A 23,256-nucleotide genomic window follows, 5' to 3' on the forward strand; every position below is an offset into this window, starting at 1 on the left:
ATGCAAGTCACTCGGTTTCCTTCGCGCGCCGCCGGATTGGCTGATCGCATGTCTGGCTTCATCGCACATTTGCGCATGAATGGTCTGCGTGTCGGGCCCGGGGAAACTGCGGACGCCATGGCCGCCTTGGCAGCAACCGAAGCCACAGATGTCGAGCGGGCCCGGCAGGCCTTGTGTGTCCTTTTGGCAGGGGATGCTGACGATTGGCGCCGGTTTGACGAGTTATTCGACGCTTTTTGGTTCAACGCGGGGAAGCAGCGTGCCGGAAGCGCCCAGACCTCGTATGTGCGAGTGCAGTCCGCCAAGCCTGTGATCTGGCAGCAGCAAAACGCGGAACCCCAAGAGGCTGGTTCTGAAACGGATCAAGACGTCTCACCTGATACGAGCGACGGGGAAGCCGAGGGGAAAGACGGGCAGTTGATAGCAACTCGTACGGTCAACCTGTCGCGGCGGGACTTGCGCGAACTAATGGATGACGAAGCGCTGAGACAGGCTGAACGAACCGCAACTCAACTAGCGAAAGCTATTCGCGACCGCCGCTCGCGCAGACGAAAGCAAGCGCTGCGAGGTTCAGCTTTAGATATGCGCCGTATACAACGCGCCAGCCTCGCCCGAGGCGGTGAGCCAATGGATATCTATTTTCGTGCCCGTCCGCCTCGTCCAATGCGGATTGTGGCTTTGTGCGACGTCAGTGGTTCCATGACAGTTTATTCGCGCGTCTTTCTGGCCTTTCTTAAGGGTCTTATCGGCAGCGGGGCCGAAGCAGATGCGTATTTGTTCCACACACGCTTGATGCGCGTAACCGAAGCCTTGAGCGATCATGACTCGCTTCGTGCTGCTGGGCGACTGTCACTTATGGCCGAAGGATTTGGCGGCGGCACTGACATTTCGGGTAACCTTGAGCGTTTTGTGAACGGATACGGTGCCAGGGCTTTGAACGGGCGCACAATCGTACTGATCCTTTCGGATGGCTATTGCAGCTCTCCGCCTCAGGCCCTTGGGGACGTTCTGGCAAGGATCCGGCGTAAGGCTCGTCGGATCGTTTGGCTTAACCCGCTCAAAGGGTGGAAGGACTACCAACCTATCGCAGCCGCGATGCAGGTAGCAGAGCCTTTTCTTGATGCTCATTTGCCCGCCAATACGCTCGAAGCGTTGGCTGCGCTAGAAACCGAATTCCGAAAACTGTGAAAGGACACGGCCATGGCAGGTTTCGATATTTTCGACACGATTGAGGAGTTGCGCAAAAACGGTAGCGCCTTCTGCGTAGCAACGGTTCTTCGCACAGCCGATGCGACCTCAGCCAAAGCTGGCGGCAAAGCTGCTATCACTCAGGAAGGGCGAATAATTGGTCATCTGGGTGGAGCATGCGTGCAGAGTGCCGTTCGCAAATCCGCAAAAGAGGCGCTCGCGTCTGGTTCACCAAAAATGATCCGTGTGAAACCTTCGGATAAGGTAGTTTCCATGACAGACCCCGACGGTGTTCAGACCTTCAAAAGCGGATGCCCATCGGGCGGCACAGTGGATTTGTTGATCGAGCCCTACCAACATGTTCCCCGCCTGATCATTTTTGGCGATTCTCCGATAGCACATGCTCTTGCGTCTCATGCGGCCCTTGCAGGTTTACGTGTTTGCTTGCCTGAAGGTTCGGAATTCGCCGGGGATTTTATTGGATTTGACCCTGACGATTTGGGTGCATTGGACGTCGAGCCGCGCGATTTCGCCGTGGTCGCCTCGCAGGGGAAGGGTGACGGTGCTGCGTTGAAATCTGCTTTGGAGACACCAGCACGCCGAGTTTCCATGGTGGCAAGTCGTCGCAAAGCAAAGGTGTTGTGCGAAAGGCTTGAAGCGCAAGGAATGGACGCTGAACAAACCAAGCGGCTCAAGTCACCGGCCGGTTTGGACATCCACGCAATCGATCCGCACGAAATCGCGCTGTCGATTCTTGCCGAGATCGTGCTTTGGCGGAATTCAGATAAATCCGAGGAGACATCGCATGATGAAAAGATGGCGTAAATGGTTTAAGCCTTTCAAGGCCGCACGACCAGAACCGACCTCGGAAGAAGCGGCTGAGACTGCGCTTCGTGTATTTCCAAGGTGTTGTTGAGAAAAGGACTCTCAAATGGAACTAAGTGACGAAATCCGAATCTCCGCCCCGCGAGATGTAGTATATCGCGCGCTCAATGATCCGGATGTGCTGCGCGAGTGTATCCCGGGATGTGAGGAATTGATCCAGCATTCGCCCGAGCATCTTGAAGCCAAGGTTGTGCTGAAAGTCGGCCCGGTCAAAGCGCGCTTTAGCGGAGAGGTGACATTAGACAATTCCAACGCGCCAGATGCGTTTTCGTTGAGCGGTGAGGGAAAAGGTGGTGCTGCGGGATTTGCCAAGGGGGGCGCAGATGTTTCCCTGTCAGCGGAAGGCGACGAAACAGTTCTTTCATATACAGCCAAAGTCGAAATTGGTGGGAAAATAGCTCAGTTGGGAAGCCGATTGATTGCGGGGACCGCGAAAAAACTCTCGGCCAAGTTTTTTGACAAGTTTGGTGAAATCGTCACGCAGCAATTTGCGGGGTAGGCGGTTCAGGTGTTGCTCTGAACGGCTTGAAACCCGAGACCAAGATTTGCGGATTTATCCGCAAATCTTTTTTTTCTTGATTGAAGTGGTCAGGCGACGTTCTGCGGGTTGACTGAAAGCCGAAACCTTCAATTGATCCTAGTCAAGATTGCCAAGTGCAAGAAGTGTTATGGTTGGCCGCAAAGCGAGGTCAATCATGGAAGATTTAGTTGAGATTGGAAGAACATTCGTAACGGCAATGCGAAACCGTAGGGGCATTGCGAGTGTCGATGAAATGTATGCCGAAAACGCACAGTCGATTGAAGCTGTTGTGCCTCCGGTCCGCCATTTCCGTATCACTAAGGGTAGGGATGGTATCAAAGGGAAAAGAGAGGATTGGTCGGACGCGCACGAAATCAACGAGCTTGTTGTAGATGGACCATATGTCCATCCCCCAAACCGCTTCGGGGTACGATTTAAGGCTGAGGTGACGCAGAAGGCTACGGGTCGGCGCATGACACTGCGTGAGATCGCTATTTATTCGGTCGTAGACGGCAAAATTACATTAGAAGAGTTCTTCATGCTGCCGAAGTAAATGGTGCGACAGGTGAAACTGATGCCGTGTCGATTTCATGTGCAGTATCGGAATGCAAATTTTGTAACGGCTTTGGTGCGATAGTTGGACCGCAGGCCATTAACTTCGTTCACGGGTAGGCATAAAAGTTGGAAACGTGTGACTTAGCCTCGGCATAGTCCGCGTTAAACAACCTGGTTAGGCAATTAAGGTTTCGAAGGCTTTGTGTTTAAGGGCGACCGGGAATGAGCTCTTGCTGTTGAAGAACTGTCAGAATGTCTAATATCGTCGAAGGGCTGACGTCTACAGATCCGTCTAGAAATACACCCAGTCCACCCTCTCCGATTTCTCTTGGGCCACCTTCGTTATAAACGGGGTCAAGTGACGCAAGCTCTGCTGGTAGTTCGGGACACAGCGGGGTTTCGTTGAGCACAAGGTCTACGGCGCTCAGCATAAGTTCTTTTACGGATTCGAGAGTGTCGTCCTCCAAGAGCTGCTCGCGCTGTTCCTCGGGTGCTGAAAGTGTAAGATCGATGAGTTTGAAATAAGCGCAATTGTCACGCAATTCGACCGTTGCTTTGGTGGACATGTTTGCCAAGATGGCTCTCTTTTCTTCACCCCGTTGAAAGTTGCTTTCATCAGTTCGGCTGCATTCGAAGATAGTAATTGTCACATCGCCGTCCAAACCAATTGTGTCGCTTTTGGACTCTAGATTCAGATCATCAAGTCGGACTTGCAGGCCGCAATTATCAACAATGGCATTGTCAGCCAACCGTTCTGGCGCTTTTCTTTGTATTTCGCGTAGATCAAGAAGCGCGCCCACTCCGATCCGGGTAGGGGCGACCGCGGTGAGGTTCAGGTCAAGCGTATATGGTAGTTCCGTATCACGCACGGGCAGTTTAGCGTCGATGACAAAGTTGACTTGTTGTGCGCTGGGCGCTTTTGCGGTCAGAACCGCCGCCACTAAGACCGGGATCAAAAACCAAAGTCTCATTCAGCAAACTCCAATACACCAAGCTCTTTAAGCCCTCCAAGGACTTTGACGATTGTTTCTGCGCTGACATCAGCCGACCCAACGATGGCTGCTCCCATTCCTCCGGGCGCAATTTCACGAGTGCCGCCGGACTCGTAATTCGGCTCGAGGACAGAAAATTCTTGGGGCAAGGGCGGACAGACCGGATGGGCTGCCAAAAACTCTCCGCCTTTTTCCAGAACGGCGTTGTTGATGCGTTCGGTCAGGCCAAATAGGTTTGTGACTGCTCCGATGAATCCACGCGGATGAAGATCGACGCCTTCGATACTGAATGTAAGGCATTGGCCCTTGACCTCTGCCTTTGCGACCGCAACCGCATCTACCGTGGCGCCAAAGTAACGAATGCCCGGTTCTTCGCGCCTGTTGCAGGTGGTAAAGCGCGCACGGGTAGAACCTTCGATCTGTACAGTTTCACCTTTGGCTGTGACATCGCGGATCTCAAGGTAAATCTGACGTTTGCACGTTTCTTCAAGTGGCCCTGTCAGTATCTGAGGTGCCTTTTCCTGCAATCCGCGCAAATCCACGAAGGCCTTTAGGCGCAAGCGGGTTGGACTGGATTCTTCAAGGCCGCCATAAACCGTAAAGGGTACAGGTATGTCACGCACAGGCACTTCCTTATCCAATTTGATCTGGAAGCGACCAGCGTAGGTGTTTGGATCAATTCCGTTTGCTGTGAATAAAGAAGACTTGTTAGCCGGATCGGTTTCAGTTGCCTCAGATGCTGTGTCTTGATTTTCTGCCTTGCTGTCACAACCGGGAAGCATTGCGAAAAGTACGCAAAGCAACAGCCCCTTGTTCAACCGAGATGGTGCCATCCCAAACCAACCCTTTTTAACCACACCGCCTCAGGATAACGACCTGTGCTTGTTGCGCAACTTGGGTTTTCTATTAGATCAATAATTCGATCAATTCGTACCGGCATTAGCCACAAATGGACGCAAAATAGCTAATCACGAGCGCTCTGGCAGTCCCCGGTCGTTTCCCAACAGCAAGCTCCAAAACCAAGCGAGTGCACAAAACTGTTGTGGATTACACCTTGGGCAAAATAACCTACCCTAAGTTTATGGTGTTTTGTTTGGGAGGTTTCATTGCAGTTACACTGCTGGAAAACGGGTAAAATCCGGACAGTTCGCCATCTACTGCCGCTGTGCGCCTTAACTTTTGTTGCCGGCTGTTTCGAGGAAAACACGAAAGAGGCATCAACCATGGCACCTAAAGTTGTCGTCGCCCAAGCGACGACGGAAGAGGTGCCGCTATTTCTTGAACTGACTGGGCGTACCGAGTCGCCCAACACAGTATCTGTTCGGTCGCGGGTCGATGGTCACGTCGAGTCTCGTTCATTCATAGAAGGTGCCGACATCGTCAAAGGAGATACCCTGTTTGTGATTGATCAGCGCCCCTATGTAACTGAACTCAATCGTCTCAAGGGCGAGCTAGACAAAAATCAGGCCGGATTTGAGTTTGCTGTCAGGGAAAGGGAACGTTTTTCCGCACTGGCGAGCGACGGTACAGTCGCGCAAGAGCAATTGGACAGGTCGACCACCGACGCTGCCCAAGCGAAAGGTGATTTTGACAGTAGTCAAGGCGCAGTAGACTCGGCACAGGTCAACGTAGATTACACAACTGTATCTGCCCCGATTACCGGGCGCGTCGGACGCGTTTTTCAAGATGTAGGCAATGTCGTCTCAGCAAATGATACTGTTTTGACTGAACTGGTCCAATTGGACCCGCTGTTCATCTATGTAAGCCCAAGTGAAACGCAATTTCTGGAACTGGAAAAATACAGATCGACAAACCCGGACCTGAAGGTGGCGATAACGCTTGTTGACGGAAGCGTGCACCCACACTCGGGCGCTCTCGACTTTTCTGACCCGGGGATTGATCCCAATACTGGTACAATTGCTGTGCGGGCTGTGTTTCCCAACCCTGAAAAAACTCTGCGTCCTGGTCAGTATGCAAAAGTGAACATCCAACTGACCAAGCAGTCAGGGCAAATAACTGTTCCTTCCGAAGCTGTTGCCCAAGATCAAGCCGGGTTCTTTGTTTTTGTCGTCGATAAAGACAGCAAAGCCGAGAGGCGCCGGGTAACCGTGGGCCGGAACTATGAAGGTCGCCGTATCGTATCCAAAGGGCTCAAGGACAGTGAAACCGTGATTGTACAGGGTCAACAGCGCGTCCGATCTGGCATGCCTGTTGATGTCACAAAGCCTTCCTCCGGGGCGGGTGCTGATAAGGCTGATGGCTAAATGCTGAGCCGGTTTTTCATTTTCAGGCCCGTCTTCGCTTCGGTCATCGCGCTAGTCATCGTGATCGCAGGGTTGATTTCAATACCCTTGCTTCCCGTCGGTGAGTTTCCCGAAGTTGTACCCCCGACAGTTGTCGTCAGCGCGACGTATACCGGCGGCAGCGCCGAAGTTGTAGAAGAAGCGGTAACCATCCCCTTAGAGGAGCAGATAAACGGCGTTCAGGGTATGGTTTACATGGCGTCGACCAGTTCGAATGACGGTACCTCGAACATAACCATCACTTTCGAAGAAGGTTACGATCTCAGTATTGCCGCCGTGGACACGCAAAACAGGGTGTCCACAGCAATGGCCCAGCTTCCGGATGAAGTTGTGGCGTCGGGTGTGACAGTCACGAAAGAGTCCGTTGACCTGATTATGGGGGTCAACCTTATTTCACCAGACGGCACGTTCGATGAGTTGTTCATTTCAAACTACGCGGACATCCACATCACGGATCGGCTCAAACGTATTGCAGGCGTCGGCACCGTCATGGTTTGGGGAGAACGGGTTTATGCCATGCGGATATGGCTTGATCCCGAAAAAATGGCGAGCCTCGGCCTGACCACGTCTGACGTCTATGATGCGATCACCGAGCAAAACCAGCAGGTTGCGGCAGGTGCCTTGGGCGCCCCACCAATCGGAGACAACCAGAAATTCCAACTTACCCTGACTGCAAAGGGACGTCTTCAAAGCAAAGAAGAGTTCGAAAACATCGTTCTGGGAATTGGTGAAGATAGTGCAGTAATAAGGCTAAAGGACGTGGCGCGCGTAGAGTTGGGCGCCGAAGACTATTCGTTCAGTTCCACTCTGAATAGCGGTCCAACGGTGGGCCTAGGGATAATGCAGCTGCCAGGTGCGAACGCCCTGCAATTGGCATCGCAGGTGCGCGAGACCATGGCAGAACTGTCTCAGGATTTCCCTGACGGTTTGGAATATACGGTTATCTATGACACGACGAATTTTGATCGCGAAGCAATTCGAGATGTCCTTTTAACGCTTGGCCAAGCAATCCTGCTTGTTGTGTTCGTCATCGTCATTTTCCTGCCGAACCTGCGAGCGGCGCTTATTCCGGTGATTACGATTCCGGTCTGTTTGATTGGCACTTTTGCTTTGATGTTGGCTCTTGGGTTTTCAATTAACCTTCTGACGTTGTTCGGCCTCGTGCTGGCGGTTGGTCTGGTTGTCGATGACGCAATCGTCGTGGTTGAAAACGTATCGAGGCACATCGAGAACGGTGAAACTGACGCAAAAGAAGCGGCCCGCCGCGCCATGGATGAAGTTACCAGTCCAATTGTAGCCACATCGCTGGTTCTCATGGCGGTTTTCATACCTGTCGCATTGATGCCGGGCTTGACAGGGAAGCTTTACCAGCAATTCGCGCTGACAATTGCTTCGGCCGTTGCGATTTCAGCGATCAACGCCCTGACGCTCAGCCCAGCCTTGTGTGGTTTGCTGTTAGGCGGAGCGCGACCAAAAGCCAAGATTATCCAGAAATTCGATAAGGGGTTCGCGTGGTTCACGCGGCGCTATGAAGCGGTTGTTGGCTGGTTCATCCGGGTCTGGCAACCTGTGGCCTTGGGTTTCGCGGCATTATTGGCTGGAACTGTTTACATGTTTACGGTCGTGCCAGCGGGTTTCATTCCGAACGAAGATCAAGGCTATTTCATCATTAGCTTGGAAACCCCAGAAGGCACAGCGCTTGGTCAGACCCAAAAGGTCGTCGACGAGGCTTATGAAATTTTACATGATCTGCCGGGCGTAAAAGGCGTAATCACTTTCACCGGCTTCAGCATTTTAACCAACACGTCAGCCCCTAATCAGGGCAACCTGTTCGCTGTACTTGAACCTTGGGATCAAAGGAAAAGCTCTGGTGAAAGTGTTACTGCCCTTATCGCTCAAGCGCAGGCACAATTCGACGAGCTTCCAGGCGGGATACTCACCACATTCAATCCGCCACCTATTTTTGGCCTTTCGCCGACCGGAGGGTTCCAATTCGAGTTGCAGGATACGACTGGCGGTTCGCTTCAGGATCTAGAACAGCTAACCCGAGAAATGGTTACGGCTGGAAATGCCCGGCCAGAGCTATCTGGCCTCTACAGCCCATTTTCCGCGAGCACACCGCAATTGCACATCGAACTCGACCGCACCAAGGCGCTGACAGAGGGTATTTCGATCGGCGATGTTTTCGACGCGCTTCAGACCTTTTTAGGCGGTGTTTATGTTAATGATTTCAATGTGTACGGGCGGGTTTATAAAGTCTATTTACAGGCCGATGTAGATGCCAGACAGGCCGAAGAAGACATCGGGCGGATTTATGTACGAAATGACCAAGGCAGTATGGTTTCACTGAGCGCTTTGGTGAAGTTGCAGCCCCAAATTGGTGCGCGAACCATCAATCACTACAACTTGTTCCGCTCGACCAGCATCAGTGGCGCGGCAGGTCAGGGGCATAGTTCCAGCCAGGCAATCGCTGCAATGGACGCACTAGCAAAAGAAACACTTCCAAGGGGCTACACGTTCGAGTGGACAGGCAATGCCTATCAGGAAATCAAGGCCGGGAATGTGGCGCCGATCCTTTTCGCGCTGGCGGTTGTCTTTGCGTTTTTGTTTCTGGCTGCCCAGTACGAAAGCTTTGTCATGCCGCTGATGGTATTGCTGGCGGTTCCACTTGCGATCTTTGGGGCCTTGGTGGCGCAATGGCTGCGGGGTTACGATAACAACATCTATTGCCAGATAGGACTTGTCATGCTGATCGGTCTTGCCAGCAAAGGCGCCATCCTAATTGTGGAATTTGCCCGGCGAAGGCGTCAAGAAGGCCTATCGATCGAAGAATCGGCGATGGAGGCCGCGCGTATTCGAATAAGGCCTCTGTTAATGACTGCATTCGCCTTTATTTTGGGTGTCGTACCACTTGTTATTGCAAGCGGTGCGGGCTCTGCGGCGCGCCGTTCGCTTGGAACCGCCGTGTTTGGGGGCATGCTGGTGGCAACTCTTTTAAGCCTCGTGCTGGTGCCGGTATTGTATGTTGTCTTAGAGCGACTAAGAGAACGGGTCTTAGGACAGCAACCGACCTCTGGCTAAGATCATGGAACAGGATTGATCTAGTATTTAATTGAGTTTGCCACTTCATTTGCTTCTACGCGATCAACTGGCTGCAGTGGTCATTTCGTGTTTCCAAGACTTGCCGAAGCGTTTGCTTTGGGCGCGTCACCGCCTTCTGAGTGATGCTGCCAGAAATTGAGGTTAAGCCTAAAGCGGTAGCAACACGCGTGTCTTGCCCTTCCAAGTTTAGCGTCTGGTACGTGATCAACCGCAACCAAGACCATTGGACGATTAAAAGAAAGAGAATGGCCAATACTTGGAGTACGGGGTTGCCGATCCTACATGATTGGAAACTAGAGGCGGGAATGTTCTGTCCAGAAAAGGAAGCCGATATGAAGAAAGTGACAATAGCTTGCCTACTTGGCGGATCATTGCTTTTGGCCGCATGTGGAGCACCAACAACCGCGACTCAAGCGCAGGCGCAGTCTGATGCGCGATGTGCCGCAGGTATTATAGGTGGCGCTGCCCTTGGTGGTGTCATTGGCAACCGCTTCGGTGGTGGTACTGGTAAGGACCTCGCAACAGCAGCAGGTGCAGGCCTTGGCATGTACGCTGGTCAATCAGCTTGCCCGTGAAATCAAACCTAAGGAAAACCTGAGGCAATGCGCGCTTGGAGGTGCTCTGCCGAAAAGCACGTAGCCCAGTTTTTACGTACGACTTGACCAAGAGCTTGCGTTCGAAAGGCATCACTGACTGCAAGCTTCTTGGCAAGCTCCTGTTAGCTTAGACTAGTTGGCCGCCTTTGGCCTCGGTAACACTGCGTCGGCTTTCAACGAACTTGCACGGACATTTGACCCAGTCGATTTGCTTGCCAAGATGGGTAATTCAATAAAGAACACTGTGCCTTTGCCGAGCACACTTTGGTAATCAATATTACCACCAAAGTGCTCGACGATTTCTTTGGAAATATGCATTCCAAGCCCGGTTCCCCCAGCATGGCGTTCATCAGAGGAGTCAATTTGGGAGAAGCGATCAAAAACCTTATCTCGGCAACCTTTGGGAATGCCGACGCCCTGATCTTTGACAAATATACGCACCTGCTTTCCTCGTTTCCTACAGCCAACGATAACCTCGCCACCGTCAAACGAAAACTTAGCCGCGTTGGAAATCATGTTCGCTAGCACTTGAAGAAGTCGCGATGCGTCGCCCCTGATGTATACGTTTTCATTGCTTTGCATGTCTTGAACAATTTCAACATTGTGCGCGCTGACGTAGCCCAAATTGTGTGAAATCGCTTCTCGCACCAGCTCGTGAACGTCAATTTTTTCCTCTTGATACCTCATTTCACCGGCCTCCATCTTTTGAATGTCGAGCACGTCGTTAATCAAGGAAGCCAAGCGTTCACTGTTCTTACTTGCAAGGTGAATAATGTTTTGCATCGGTTCAGGAATATCACCCAAAGCACCGGTATTGATCAAATCCAGCGACCCTTTGATTGAGGTTAATGGTGTGCGCAGTTCATGACTGACTGTCGAGATGAACTGAGATTTAGCAATATAAGCGGCTTTGGTTCTTTCGTGTTCTGCTTTTAGTTTTTCGAGTTGTTCAAGATTTTTTCGGTAAAGCTTTAGGAATACCAATGAACAGTCGATCAAGAAGTACATCACAAAAACGACTGTAAAAAATTGTAACCACAGATCGGACGAAAGGTCGGGACGTTCGACCCAAATGTCCTTGACGACTATCACCATGAACGAAACACCATACATCGTCAGGCGAACAATCATCGCCCACACGAACTGATGGTTGTTCATAGCGGCGAACAATGCTGCGGCGAACAAGAAGAACAATGGGGTAAAGTGCCCCCCGGTCGGCTGTGAGAATGCCACCGAAATTGTGTATAAGCAGATTGCAATTGAGCTGAGGATAGTGTTCAGCAGAATCCAAGCGACCATCATCGCAATTGCTTTGTGCTGGTCCGGCCTGAGGCGTGGTACACGCCTGGCCAGCATCAAGTCTTGAGCTTCGCAGATGAGTATCGTTCCGTAGAACAACAACGCCTTGATTGGATCGAAAAAGAACCCGGTCAGTATGGTTGTCGCCAAGAAAATAGCTTGTCGCTGCCATAAAAGCGCAAAGCTCATGGCAGTGTAATCCTTGATGTTCTGCAGAAGCCGGTTTTCCGGTTCACCGGTGGACCGGTCCGGCTGCACTGGATCGCTGGCCGTCATCCCAAAGTCTTCATCTTACGCTTCCTTCGAACCGTTATTACGGAACAATGAGGACGTAGTTGGTCGGAATTGGGTTCACAGTTTGGCAATAATTTCGAAGATTAGCCCTAATTGTTCCGCTTTCACCGGTAGCAGCCATGGAGGTGAGGAGGTTTATTGTTGCGCAACTGCCTACATTGGCGCCAAAAGTCTATGATTTCATTGCTAATATGATGTTCTCCCACCTAGATTGAAATGTAGGCAGGCTGTGGCACTTGAAGGAACCGCGTTTTGACCGCGTTTGGAATGACGAAAATGAAGCAGTTCGACGTCACTCCGGTTGCGGCGAAACTTGCGGAAAAACCTGTGACTTTGCTGCAATTTGCAAGGTCGGCGGGTCGGAATATGTTAGAGGTAATTCCGGCAGAAACACTTCGCGAAACGTATGTTCGCGGCCCGTTAAACATACATTACTTTTGTGATCCCGAAATGATCACGGAATTGTTGGTCGGGCAGGGGCGCACTTTCCCGAAGGCTAAGTTCACAAAAGATATTATCGGCTCGGCCGTCGGAAACGGTTTGATCCTGTCCGAAGGCGAAAAATGGCGCCAACAAAGACGTAGGTATTCCCCCCTTTTTGCAGCCAGAAATTTGCCGGTGCTCGCGCGACATTTTGCAGAGACCGGTGCAGAAGTTGCAGAGTCGTTGGCTGAAAACGAAGGACCCGTTGACGTTGCTCAAGTCGCGCCTGCATCGACTTTGACGAACATTTCGCGCGTGATTTTTTCCGGCAACGAAGAAGTTAGTTCGGAACAAATTCGCGTGGGTTTGATCAAGTACTTCAAATATATCTCTGATATTTCCTTGTTTGACTTGATGGGCTTGCCGAAGTGGTTGCCTCGTAAGAAGTGGCTGAGCAGTAGGGCTCCGGTGACAACGATGCGTGATCTTGCGCGACAAGTTATTGAACAGCGCCGATCCGAAAATCGGAACGAACCCCTCGATTTTCTTGATTTTATGATTGACGCGTTGAAGACGGATTTCGAAGACGAAGAAACAACCGTTGATAACCTGCTGACCTTTGTCGTTGCGGGTCACGAAACCTCGGCCAATGCCTTGGCTTGGGGCTACTATCTGTTGGCGCTAAACCCGGAAATGCAGCAAGGAATACGAGAGGAAATTCGGGCAATTCGACCGGAAGGATTGGTAGAGTTTTCTGATCTTGAGGCGATGCCGTTGCTTCGTGCCCACGTCAAAGAAGCATTGCGCCTCTACCCGTCTGCCGCGTTTTTTGCCAGGGATGCATCCGAGACTGTCACAATCAAGGGTGTTACGGTCGAAAAGGGCGATGCACTGTTTTTCCCAGTTTACTCGTTACACAGGAACGAAAAACTTTGGGAAGCTCCTAACGAATATCGGCCTGAACGGTTCCTGGGCGCTTCGCTTCCTCGCGGTCAGTATATCCCATTCGGAGACGGCCCCAGAATTTGTATCGGCGCGCAGTATGCGGAAACAGAAATTATGGTTTTGATGGCTTCGGTACTTCGAAGCGTAAGTTTTTCTTTGGGCAAGGCACAGCTACCAGAGCCGGTTTTAACCTTTACCATGCGCACCAGTGGCCCTCTGATCCTGGAAACCGAAAGTGTTTCATAAGCCGATAGAGGGCATCAAACCTACAGGCGTTTGCAAAGTGGTATTGGATCTGGGTTACTTGCGATCAAGGTAAGTGTTCTCGCCATAGAGCTCACGTAATACCTTATCAAACAACCTACCTTTTACCTTTTCTTCAACCACTGGCGGGGTTTGTGATTGCATAGGTGTTCTTAGAGATGCGCCTTTTCCCAGCGCTTTGTCTCGGCTGTTTGCTTTTTCCCATGCTTGGTTCAAGGCGTTGAGCGCCCCTGATTTCGAGAATGAGCGCATGGACACCGGCGAACCTACCACAGTTTTTAGATGCGCCGATGCACAACGGCTGCTCAAGACCATCCTCAGTTTTCTGTTAAGAACTTCTTCGGTCGGTAACTGGTTTGTGTGGCCGTACCCATGAGTGATCATGAGAAAAACACCGCTTCCACGGTACGAGAAAACTCCTTGGGATTTTTTCGAAGCCTTTTCAAGGCAATTGCCAATGTCAGATATGACACGTCGAAACGACCCGAAATCATTCATGTCAAAATGGTATTCCGCACCTCGAAGTTTGACCGCCGTCACCCAAGAGTCAAAGCGGCGCCCTCTCGATAATTGATTGACATAGTTGTCGAACTCGACATATCGCAGACAACGGTCCAACCCTTCTATCGACAGTGGGTCTTCAAAGTTGAATTGCTTATTGAAATCCAATTCCTTGCGGAGATTTTCCACTGAAGCCGACGAAGACTGTGCTTTGATGCGCTCCATCATTAGAAGATGGGCTGCATTCATGCGGCTGCGCAGCTCAAAGAAATCAAACGGCTTTGTAATGTAGTCAAATGCACCCGCTAAAAAGGCTTCCTCGATGTGGCCGTGGTCTGTCATCGCTGTCAGCATAATCACCGGCGTGTCCAGATTTTCTGGCATTTTGCGAAGTTGCTTGAGCAATTCAATTCCACTGGTCTCGGGCATCTGAATATCTACAAGCAAGCAATCGAACGGAGTTTCCGCCGTTTTTACTTTCATGAGAGCCGCTTCAGCGGAGTCGGCGACAGATACTTTGCAGTTTTCAAGCTCAGGAAGGGCCGATTGAAGCAACTCAAGTATGCTCGGTTCGTCATCAACGACCAACACATTAAGTGTGACCTGTCTCAGCGACTGGATCTCCAGCTTTTTTTGGAATCGATCATGGCCGAGAGTAGAATGTCTCATAACTGATAAACCGCTGTTACTCTGTTTAACTTGGTCAGAATAGAAAGCGAGTGGGACGAAACAGCGGCAAAACAGCAGAAAACCTACGGGAAACGGGGTATTTTCTTGACCTTATTTTGGCATTTGTCACCTCAGCGCCCATTTTGGCGCCATAAAATGCAGTCTCTGTCGGGCCGGACTAAAGTAATGTGACTAGTCTAGCAGGTTAAATTAAAAGGGATTTGTCGGACCTAAATTTACTTTCAAATAGTGCTGCCGATAGGGTCAAAAGAGACATTTACGTTCAGACTAGATTTGAACATTGAACTTGATCTGCCAGATCCCGCAAAAGCCTATCGTAGAAAATGACTGTATTGTGGAAGGAGAAAACACGCTAGGTCTTCGTCCCTTTAAACAGCACCAATACTCTATGAGCTAATTGCCGATGTTGAACAGAACAGACTGGCTCGCGGTGCCATCAATAGAGAATTTAGCCCCTACAGGAGACGCGGAAACACCAAGCCGCCTTGACCAACGCGCCCAGACGGAAGGGACGATCCCTAAAATGCTGGTCGCCCCTCCATTTTTCGCCGCAACGGTCATTTGGTGAAACAGTTCCTGCTGAACCAGCAGTCTGCGCGAGGACGAGACACCCTCTGTTACAAAGAAACGTGTCGCTTCCCACACAGTCGGTTTTACAGGGGCTTCGAAGAACAAGATGTCAGTAGGAATATCCTTTAAGATACCTCTCTGCGCATCCCGCAACATGTAACTATACATCCCGCATTGTGCTGTGCTTGGCAAAAGGCGCACGCCACCAAGAACTTCACCAAACTCATGAAGCACGACCCATTGGCATGCCGGAGTGTCGTATTGGTCGAACTCCATTCCATCAGTCTCACCGACTTGCCAATTTAGCCTGTCAATAAAAATAGACTTACGTGTTTCCAAGTATTTTGACAGCAGCGTGCCGTGCTCATGAATGTTGCGAAAGCTCATAGTCGTCGAGCGAACGCCAGCAAGCTCGCCCTGCGTTGCGGCCGAGTTGCGTTTGAACGCAAACGGATTGCGCCGCGCCAAGGCCTTTGGCGCAGCCTGTGCGTCGTTAGCAGGGCTTAGCTCCGGAAAGACTTCCGAAGTGGTGTAAGCTTGCTCATACCTGAGTGGTCGGTCCATATTTTTCTCATAATTCCGGCACACTTATGACAAGATTCAGTTTTGCAAGTCTACAACCTAATGAAGTAATCTTCGGAATTATTGGTTAAGTGTGTCTAATTCACATCCCTCGGATCAATTGCTTAACGGGGTAGAAAGAGCCACTTTATTTGAAAGGATCTTTTTCTTTATGTTGCACGGTTTCTGTTTGACTGATTATCCGACAAGCTGCTGTTAAGGTTTACTTTCGTCTTCAGTTTTGAATGCGGACTTTAAAATATACATCTGGCGAAATCGCGCAGTCAGGCGCGCGCTACAAATTCATGTAAATTGAAGCACGACACGCATCTCAGGATTGAGTTGGGTTCAACTCAGAAAGCTGGATTCTTGTAACCAAGGCAAGAACGCAAAAAAAATGATGCGCAAACATAACTGAGCCCACCTTGGGTCAACCTTTTGCCGCGTTTCTTCTGCATCATGCCCTAGTCCTGAGAGTTTTATGTGCCAGCCAATCGCTGCTCTTAGTCTGCAATGCCCAGCGATTGGTTCGGTGCAAAAGGTTGGTGAAAAGTTATGCGTATACTTGCCGTAGATGACGACCCCAGTATCTTGGAGTTGCTGAGCAGCGTTCTCGTTGCATTCGGTTATAAAGACGTTGTTACCGCCCGAAGTGGTAAAGACGCTCTTGATATCCTGGAAAACCCCGCAGAAGTATTCGACTGTTTGCTTTTGGATGTACAGATGCCAAAGATGAACGGAATAACTCTTTGCGAGGAAGCCCGTAAACTTCCGGGGTATACGTACACTCCTATCATCATGGTGACCGCCATGGTGCAAAAACAATATATTGATGAAGCGTTCGAAGCCGGTGCCACGGACTATGTCACAAAACCGTTTGAGTTTTCTGATCTGAAGCAAAGGCTTTCGGATGCTTACAGGATGGCAGCAGAACGCAGGGCAGCAATTGAGGTGCTGGAAGCTGATGAAGACGCTTGGCAGGAATCCGAAGTGTATCCAGTTGTCCGTCTGAGCGAGCCGCAATATTTTGGGGATTTGCCCGGGTGTATTGGCTTGGCCGAATTTGAGAATTACGTCGTTCAGCTTTCAACTATGCATTCTGCGGCGGCAAAAATTATGGCCGTCAAAGTGACCGACGTGGATCAGATCTACAAGTCCAGTTCGACAAACGAGTTTAGAGAGTCCATGGCATCAGCGGGTGCTGCTCTGCTTCGAGCAACAAAAGAAGGGCGCAAAGTAGCGACGTATTGGGGAAATGGCGTCTTCCTGTTTGTTTTCGATAATCAAAGCGGAGTGAGTGCTGAACGTTTGCTTATGAAAGGGCCGGAAATTACCGATGGCGTTCTTTTGGGCAGTGCTTTGGTTTTCCAAGTTGGTGAAGAAGTTATTCTGGAAGCCAAAACCAAGATGGAAGCGTTGTTTTTGATAGACAAAGCCGTCGAAATGGCCGAGCTGACCAGCAATCAAGCAGCCAGCTTTGGTTGAAACTCATTACTTTTAGCCAGCGGTTAGTAAGGAGCCTGGGGCAGTAGAAACCCCGGCTTATTCTTGGATGATTGCCTTTCAGATATCAGTAACGAGAGGCCAATCTTCAGCCTTACGTAGACGCCGTTTGTTAGTTTTTTGAAGACCCGGCGTGTTTGGGTGGAATTGGCCAGCGACCGAGCTGGGGCGAAACAAAGAGAAAAAGCTTATTGGTTCGAGCTGTATCGCCGCTGACGGAGAGCTTGAAGCCACCACGGATTTTCGGTTTGTTCGTGCCGCTCCGGAGTGGTCAGGTGAACCTTGTGATCAATAGGTCAGGAATTAGCCAAACATATTGATCCAGCGTATCACCATTGGAGCCAAGCAAATCATCAACAAGACTGGCATCATGCACAAAGCCATAACTGCTGACATCTGCACGGGCAGGCGGTTAGCCCTTTCTTGTGCGCGAAGCTCGCGATCCAAACGCATATCTGTTGCAAACGTCTTGAGAGCTGTGGAGATACTGGTCCCGTACTGATTAGACTGCAAAAGCGTGTTAGCGAAGGAATGCATTTCATCAATACCAACGCGATCGGCCATATCTAGAAACGCTGTTTGGCGTTCTTTACCAGCCTGCAATTCTAACTGCAGGATAGCGAATTCTTGTGATATTTCCGGAGCAGCACGTGCCATTTCATGGGACACGCGAACCATCGCCGCATCAAAGCCCAAACCTGCTTCGATCGCTACCTGGAGTAGATCAAGTGCATTCGGAAGGCTGTGCTCAATCGCTTGACGACGTTTTCTAATCCGTCTGCGCAGCCAGAGTGCCGGTCCATAGAAGCCGATGACCATCAATGCGGTCACAATTTGCAATGCATTTACCCAAGTAACACTTTGCAAGAGGTTTTCGATGCCCAGTTGAACTTGTGCTTCAAGTGGCAAAGCCATTGCTACTACAAATGAAATGGGAAGAACGCAACCCATGATAACTCGGAATAAGTAGAAAGTGCGTACAGCGTTCTTGCGTTGCACACCGGCCTGCTTCAGAAGGCGACCTACTCGCGACCGTTCGCTTTTGGAAGATGGCACAAATGCCTTAAACAGCCCATGTGGGTCGCTATTGTCCCCCTGAAGGAGGTCAAAGTCCGCTCCGTGCCCGCGCGAGATGGCTCCGGCGCGTATACGTCGCGCAGCTGTATCGTCGCTGGTGGCCATACCCGAGACCCCTAGCACTACGAAGAATACACTTATGGCAATGCCAGCCAGCAAGAGATATTGCAGGGGAAGATTTGGATCGTTCAGGAATTCTTGAATATTTTCCATGTCTCTGCTCCCTCTTAAAACTTGAACTTAACGAGCCGTCTTAGAATAAGACCCTGAAGAACGATCAGTCCGACAATCGCGCCTGCGAAGTAGGGAAACAGCGGGTCGCTTCGGACGTCGCCATAGAATGAAGGCGTGGAAAGCTCGATCGAGAGATAGATAAGTACCGGCAGGAAGGTCAAAATAAAGCCGCTCAAACGCCCCTCGGCAGAGATGGCTTTGATTTTTTTCTGCATGGTTTGGCGGTCGCGGATGACTTGGGACAAGATTGCCAACACCCGCGCCAGATTACCACCGGTTCCGTGCTGAATACCGACGCTGACTGCAAGATAGTGGGCATCTTCTGTTCCAACGCGATTTGCAAAATCCTGAAAGGCGGTTGCAACATCGTCGCCGTAGTTAATCTGATCTTGGATAATGCCAAACTCCGAACCGATTGGATCCGGTAGGTCTCTTGCGACATTCCCAACGGTCACCGCAATCGGGTGGCCAACTTTGAGGCCGCGCGCCATTAGGTCCAAAGCGTCCGGCAACTGCTTGGTCATTTTTTGAGATCTTTCCTCTTTCAACGCGATCAGCGTGAACAGAGGCACGACAATGCCGCAAACGACACCAGCCAACAACGCCAGTTCTGAAGAAATATAGCGGGTCGCAAAAACAAAAACCCCGACTGCCAACACAAGTGAGGCAAAGGCGATCCAAATCGGATTGATCACAACGCCGGCTTGGACCAGCAGGCGCCGGAAGCGAACCCTCAAGCCAGGGTTCTCTCCTGGATTCATCATTGCGGGATCACGCAACAGCTGAAGAACCTCGTCGGAAGATGCTCCGCCCTGGAGCATTTTCATTCGCCGGTTACGCGCTTCTGTCAGGGTTTCCCTGCGAAGAAATAGTTGCTGCAAGCCTTCGTAAGCCAGCAAAATCCCTATGAAAATAGAGATGTAGATCAGAATGTTTATTGTGTCAGGCTGTAGATCGATCATGATGACACAGCCCCTCGAATAAACATGTTGGTGTCGACGTCTACGCCGGCAGCAACCAATTGGTCGAAGCATTTCGGGCGAATTCCAGTAGGAAGGAATTCTCCGAGAATTTCACCATTCTCTGATTTACCTCGACGCTTGAAGACAAAGATGTCCTGCATGGTTATCGTGTCGTCTTCCATTCCGGTTATCTCGGAAATGCTGACGACGCGGCGCGTACCATCACTAAGACGGCTGAGTTGCAGCACAACGTGAATAGCTGAAGCAATTTGCGACCGAATGGTTCTTACAGGCAGATCAGCCCCAAGCATTGTGACCATCTGCTCGACCCGGCTCAAAGCGTCGCGGGCCGAGTTCGCGTGCACGGTGGTCATCGAACCATCGTGTCCAGTGTTCATGGCCTGAAGCATGTCAAAGCACTCTGAACCACGCACTTCGCCGACAATGATGCGATCCGGACGCATCCTTAGAGCGTTGCGGACCAGATCACGCTGAGTGATCACACCTTGCCCCTCAGCGTTTGCGGGACGAGTTTCCAATCTTACGACGTGGCTTTGTTGAAGTTGTAGTTCGGCGGCATCTTCGATTGTCACGATACGCTGCTTACCATCGATATACGATGAGACGGCGTTCAACATGGTCGTTTTACCGGACCCGGTGCCTCCGGAAATAAGAATGTTCAATCTCGCTTCGACCAGCGCTTCGAGAAGTCGAGCGGCTTGATCGTTCATACTATTCTGATCAACCAGCTTTTTTATTGTCAGCGGGTTGCGCGAGAATTTCCTGATCGATAGGGCCGGACCATCCACGGAACAAGGTCGAATAATTGCATTCACACGACTGCCGTCTTCTAGACGCGCGTCGACCCAGGGTTGAGATTCATCGATGCGGCGGCCGACTTTACTGACGATCTTGTCAATAATACGCAGCAAGTGGCGCTCATCACGAAAACGCGTATTGGACTCTTCCAGCAGGCCAAATCGTTCGACGTAAACTTGGTCATAGGAGTTTACGAGAATGTCGTTGATGGTTGGGTCTGCAAGAAGCGGTTCCAGCGGCCCTAAGCCTAGAACCTCGTGAATAAGCTCATCTACAAGAACCGTAAAATCCTCAGCCCGCATATGCAGGCGTTCGGCTTCAACCATGCCGGTCACCAAAGTGGCGATCTGCCGTTTCAGTTCCGACCGTTCAACTTTGTCGATGACGGACAGATTGAGCCTGTCGAGCAATTCACTGTGCAAGCGGCTTTTTAGTTCCAGATGGGCTTGTAGGTCTACGTCTACAGGTTCGGAGACAGCCTGTGCAGGAGACACTTCGATTGGCCTTTCCAGCGTCAGAACATTCGACTTGGAGCTAGCCTTGCGTGATCTGAATTCATTGAACACGGTGATCTCCTTTTACAGACTTTTTACAGCGGCAGGTTGAACCTCAGTCGACACGGCAATGGCCAATTTTGATAAGGCTTTGCCAATATCCGATTGCGGTTTCATGTCCACGATCGGCCGTCCAAGATCCACGGAATTGCGAGCGACTTTCGGATTGTCCGGAAGCCAGTGTTTCAGCTTTGTTTCCAATAGACTCTCGGCTTCTCGGACGTGCGAGGGCCGGACAAGTGTATTGCGTTCGCGGCTGACAATGATTTCAACCGGCAGGGTTATGTTTGCCTCTCGATAGAAATCGATTAATCGCCGCGCCTGGCGCACGCATGGAACTGAGGTATCTGTGACGAGAGCCAGCTGAGCTGCCCGTTTCAATATGGGCTCGACCCATTCGACAACGGCACAGGGAAGGTCGATTACAATGTAATCGTATCGCTGTTGAAGCAGATCGAGCATACCTTCAATCACGTCAGGCCGTATCGATTGCAGCGGTACCATCGGAACCGGTGCGCATAAGACATCCACACCCGAAGAGTGTTCCTGAAGGATCGAAGAAAGAAAATGATCGTCAGGTTTTTCAGCGTTTTCAATTAGCTGCAGGAATCCACCGTTGTCTTCTAGATCCAGAAAAACATTAGAATTTCCAAACTGAAGATCAAAATCCAAAAGGACGACACGGCTTTTTGCTGACTTCCGGAAGAACGAACCTTTTCCGCCTACTAATGAGCAAGCAAGGTTAACGGCGACCGTCGACGCACCGACTCCACCACGAGTTTTGCCAACCGGTATAACTTTTCCCAACGTCAAAGCAGCACTTTGTAGGGCCGAACTTGGAACCGCGCGGGTGCTGATTGTCTCGCTGACCGCAGCTTTTAACTCTTCACCATCGATAGAAAGCGGTAACACTTCGTCGATACCGATCTTTCGCAACTCTCGTGCCTTGCTGATCGTGAGGTCGTTCTGCGTCAAAGCCACGAATACCGTGTTGTCTTCGCGATGCGCCAGAACGTCTTTTATAGCTTCCACTTCACCTGCATCATCCGGATCAATTTCAAAGATCACCAAATCATGCTTGAAGGCCAACTGAAGGGCAGTTCCATTCAGGGCTTGAAACGTGCACGCATTCTCAGTGACTTTGTTGTCTTCATCCGCCGGAAACACATCGGCCACAATCTGAGAGATTGCCTCGTTCTCGGATACAAGCATGACCGAGTGTGATTTCAGTGTGGAAACATTTTTTTCCGTCATCCTGACTCTCCTAATGCAAGGTCTTCAGCAGGCAGCGAGACGCTGAAACTGGAATAGCCGACCGCTTCTGGAATTGTGCTGTTTGACGCTCCTGCTGCGTTCGCCAAAGCGGCCAACGGAGACACGAATTCAAAGTCGCCCAGGTCCAATTCAACTGTGACCATCGGGGTGTAGGGGCCGCCTAGAAAACCCAAATCGGAGTCAAATTCGTAAACAATCCGCAGGCTATCTATGGTGGCGCCAGGTGGCAAAAGCGGGCTGATGCGTCCCCAAATTTCAGAAGCGGTTGGGTTGCTCGCGGCGCCCACACAAACTAGATCGCCGGGATCGATGCACACACCGGCCGCCTCGCTGCAAGCTGTACCGAAACGAGGCGAAGATGGCTCCCCACCACGGTCGTGTGTTGTCGGCAGTGGATCGCCGCTGACATAGGTGCAGGCGGGTGGTCGCACCACCGCAATTCTGGCAGCCATTTGTGAAGCTTTTTGCGCGTTCACGACACTGTAGGACAGGCGGCCAAAATCCAAAAGCGACATGAAAATAAACAAGAACAATGAAACGACAATAGCGAATTCGACAAGAACTCCGGCGTCCTGATCTGAAACCAGCCTGCGTCCAAACTTGCGCATTTGTGCACGGATATGATCGAAGCACTTCATTGTCCGAAAATCCGCGTTGTGTCAGAAATGTCCGTCGTCAACGAAGGTTCAATGCTGGTGAACAGGGACAGCATGCCTCTCATCGGGAAATCAATTGTGACATTGGCGCTGACCTGTCCAACAGGGGCCGGACTGATGCGATACGTGCCTGTAACGCAGGACAGACTGGGCGTTACCGAGTTTACGCGGACGCCTGGTTCGAAAAGGCCGCCGTCGTTTCTGTCTTTTTCGACGATGTCTTTTAGTGTTGTTGTAAGCCCGACGACAGATCCGCCCGAGCTACAGATATCTGCTGGTGTAACCCTGGACATATAGCGACTTGCATCCCGGACACCTGCAATCACCGCTTGGTATGACCACATCAAACGCGCCGTTTCCACCGTTGCTGCCAGTAGGAACAACATGAAAGGCAAGATCAGGCCGAACTCTACAAGGATTGCTCCTGCATCGTTCTTTACGAAGCGTTTGAAGCGGCGGGCCAAGCGACAAATCATATCCAAACGCCC

20 protein-coding genes are annotated in these 23,256 nt (G+C 51.0%); 9 read left to right on the top strand and 11 right to left on the bottom strand.

Annotated elements, in window-relative coordinates; translation table 11 throughout:
• The 4 genes from ACR0L3_RS03690 (at nucleotide 1) to ACR0L3_RS03705 (ending at nucleotide 3,146) form a co-directional block, all read left to right on the top strand.
• On the top strand, nucleotides 1-1,188 hold the full coding sequence (locus ACR0L3_RS03690) for a vWA domain-containing protein (protein WP_480743741.1): 1,188 nt from the start codon (nucleotides 1-3) through the stop codon (nucleotides 1,186-1,188).
• Nucleotides 1,189-1,200: 12 nt separating this feature from the next.
• Nucleotides 1,201-2,013, top strand: a complete 813-nt coding sequence (locus ACR0L3_RS03695; protein WP_480743742.1) for an XdhC family protein — start codon at nucleotides 1,201-1,203, stop codon at nucleotides 2,011-2,013.
• 106 nt (nucleotides 2,014-2,119) lie between these two features.
• Entirely contained in the window at nucleotides 2,120-2,572 is a 453-nt protein-coding gene (locus ACR0L3_RS03700; RefSeq protein ID WP_480743744.1) for an SRPBCC family protein, read from the top strand.
• A gap of 196 nt (nucleotides 2,573-2,768) precedes the next feature.
• Nucleotides 2,769-3,146 carry a SnoaL-like domain-containing protein gene (locus ACR0L3_RS03705; RefSeq protein ID WP_480743745.1) on the top strand — a complete coding sequence of 126 codons (378 nt, stop codon included), beginning with the start codon at nucleotides 2,769-2,771 and terminating at the stop codon, nucleotides 3,144-3,146.
• A gap of 208 nt (nucleotides 3,147-3,354) precedes the next feature.
• On the opposite strand, the gene ACR0L3_RS03710 is transcribed toward ACR0L3_RS03705, so the two are convergent.
• On the bottom strand, nucleotides 3,355-4,119 hold the full coding sequence (locus tag ACR0L3_RS03710; RefSeq protein WP_480743746.1) for a hypothetical protein: 765 nt from the start codon (nucleotides 4,117-4,119) through the stop codon (nucleotides 3,355-3,357).
• Complete coding sequence (locus ACR0L3_RS03715; protein WP_480743748.1) at nucleotides 4,116-4,973, bottom strand: hypothetical protein; 858 nt, start codon at nucleotides 4,971-4,973, stop codon at nucleotides 4,116-4,118. The genes ACR0L3_RS03710 and ACR0L3_RS03715 overlap by 4 nt, the downstream gene beginning before the upstream one ends.
• Before the next feature lie 390 nt (nucleotides 4,974-5,363).
• Between ACR0L3_RS03715 and ACR0L3_RS03720 the strand changes: the two genes are divergently transcribed.
• The 3 genes from ACR0L3_RS03720 (at nucleotide 5,364) to ACR0L3_RS03730 (ending at nucleotide 10,120) form a co-directional block, all read left to right on the top strand.
• A complete protein-coding gene (locus tag ACR0L3_RS03720; RefSeq protein ID WP_480743750.1) occupies nucleotides 5,364-6,404 on the top strand; it encodes an efflux RND transporter periplasmic adaptor subunit in 1,041 nt (346 codons plus the stop codon).
• A complete protein-coding gene (locus tag ACR0L3_RS03725) occupies nucleotides 6,405-9,524 on the top strand; it encodes an efflux RND transporter permease subunit (protein ID WP_480743752.1) in 3,120 nt (1,039 codons plus the stop codon).
• A 353-nt stretch (nucleotides 9,525-9,877) separates the two neighbouring features.
• On the top strand, nucleotides 9,878-10,120 hold the full coding sequence (locus tag ACR0L3_RS03730) for a glycine zipper 2TM domain-containing protein (protein ID WP_480743754.1): 243 nt from the start codon (nucleotides 9,878-9,880) through the stop codon (nucleotides 10,118-10,120).
• A 153-nt stretch (nucleotides 10,121-10,273) separates the two neighbouring features.
• Here ACR0L3_RS03730 and ACR0L3_RS03735 read toward each other — a convergent pair whose 3' ends face one another.
• Complete coding sequence (locus ACR0L3_RS03735) at nucleotides 10,274-11,716, bottom strand: sensor histidine kinase (RefSeq protein WP_480743755.1); 1,443 nt, start codon at nucleotides 11,714-11,716, stop codon at nucleotides 10,274-10,276.
• Nucleotides 11,717-12,010: 294 nt separating this feature from the next.
• Here ACR0L3_RS03735 and ACR0L3_RS03740 point away from each other — a divergent pair, with 294 nt between their 5' ends.
• Nucleotides 12,011-13,348 carry a cytochrome P450 gene (locus tag ACR0L3_RS03740; RefSeq protein WP_480743757.1) on the top strand — a complete coding sequence of 446 codons (1,338 nt, stop codon included), beginning with the start codon at nucleotides 12,011-12,013 and terminating at the stop codon, nucleotides 13,346-13,348.
• 54 nt (nucleotides 13,349-13,402) lie between these two features.
• Here the strand turns inward: ACR0L3_RS03740 and ACR0L3_RS03745 are convergent, their stop codons facing one another.
• A complete protein-coding gene (locus ACR0L3_RS03745; protein ID WP_480743759.1) occupies nucleotides 13,403-14,536 on the bottom strand; it encodes a response regulator in 1,134 nt (377 codons plus the stop codon).
• A 414-nt stretch (nucleotides 14,537-14,950) separates the two neighbouring features.
• Entirely contained in the window at nucleotides 14,951-15,691 is a 741-nt protein-coding gene (locus ACR0L3_RS03750; RefSeq protein WP_480743760.1) for an acyl-homoserine-lactone synthase, read from the bottom strand.
• 552 nt (nucleotides 15,692-16,243) lie between these two features.
• On the opposite strand from ACR0L3_RS03750, the gene ACR0L3_RS03755 reads away from it, so the two are divergent.
• A complete protein-coding gene (locus ACR0L3_RS03755) occupies nucleotides 16,244-17,173 on the top strand; it encodes a response regulator (RefSeq protein WP_480743762.1) in 930 nt (309 codons plus the stop codon).
• A 321-nt stretch (nucleotides 17,174-17,494) separates the two neighbouring features.
• On the opposite strand, the gene ACR0L3_RS03760 is transcribed toward ACR0L3_RS03755, so the two are convergent.
• Genes ACR0L3_RS03760 through ACR0L3_RS03785 form a run of 6 tightly spaced genes read right to left on the bottom strand, consistent with a single transcriptional unit; the run spans nucleotide 17,495 to nucleotide 23,244 of the window.
• The gene (locus tag ACR0L3_RS03760; RefSeq protein ID WP_480743764.1) at nucleotides 17,495-18,481 is read right to left on the bottom strand and encodes a type II secretion system F family protein; all 987 of its coding nucleotides are present in this window, start codon (nucleotides 18,479-18,481) and stop codon (nucleotides 17,495-17,497) included.
• Between the two features lie 14 nt (nucleotides 18,482-18,495).
• Nucleotides 18,496-19,464, bottom strand: a complete 969-nt coding sequence (locus tag ACR0L3_RS03765; RefSeq protein WP_480743766.1) for a type II secretion system F family protein — start codon at nucleotides 19,462-19,464, stop codon at nucleotides 18,496-18,498.
• Nucleotides 19,461-20,849 carry a TadA family conjugal transfer-associated ATPase gene (locus ACR0L3_RS03770; RefSeq protein ID WP_480743767.1) on the bottom strand — a complete coding sequence of 463 codons (1,389 nt, stop codon included), beginning with the start codon at nucleotides 20,847-20,849 and terminating at the stop codon, nucleotides 19,461-19,463. Before ACR0L3_RS03770 ends, ACR0L3_RS03765 begins: the two co-directional genes overlap by 4 nt.
• A gap of 12 nt (nucleotides 20,850-20,861) precedes the next feature.
• On the bottom strand, nucleotides 20,862-22,091 hold the full coding sequence (locus ACR0L3_RS03775) for a CpaE/TadZ family protein (RefSeq protein ID WP_480743769.1): 1,230 nt from the start codon (nucleotides 22,089-22,091) through the stop codon (nucleotides 20,862-20,864).
• A complete protein-coding gene (locus ACR0L3_RS03780) occupies nucleotides 22,088-22,750 on the bottom strand; it encodes a TadE/TadG family type IV pilus assembly protein (protein WP_480743770.1) in 663 nt (220 codons plus the stop codon). The genes ACR0L3_RS03775 and ACR0L3_RS03780 overlap by 4 nt, the downstream gene beginning before the upstream one ends.
• On the bottom strand, nucleotides 22,747-23,244 hold the full coding sequence (locus ACR0L3_RS03785; protein ID WP_480743772.1) for a TadE/TadG family type IV pilus assembly protein: 498 nt from the start codon (nucleotides 23,242-23,244) through the stop codon (nucleotides 22,747-22,749). Before ACR0L3_RS03785 ends, ACR0L3_RS03780 begins: the two co-directional genes overlap by 4 nt.
• Nucleotides 23,245-23,256: the final 12 nt, after the last annotated feature.

The organism is Ruegeria sp. CK1 (assembly GCF_056536545.1).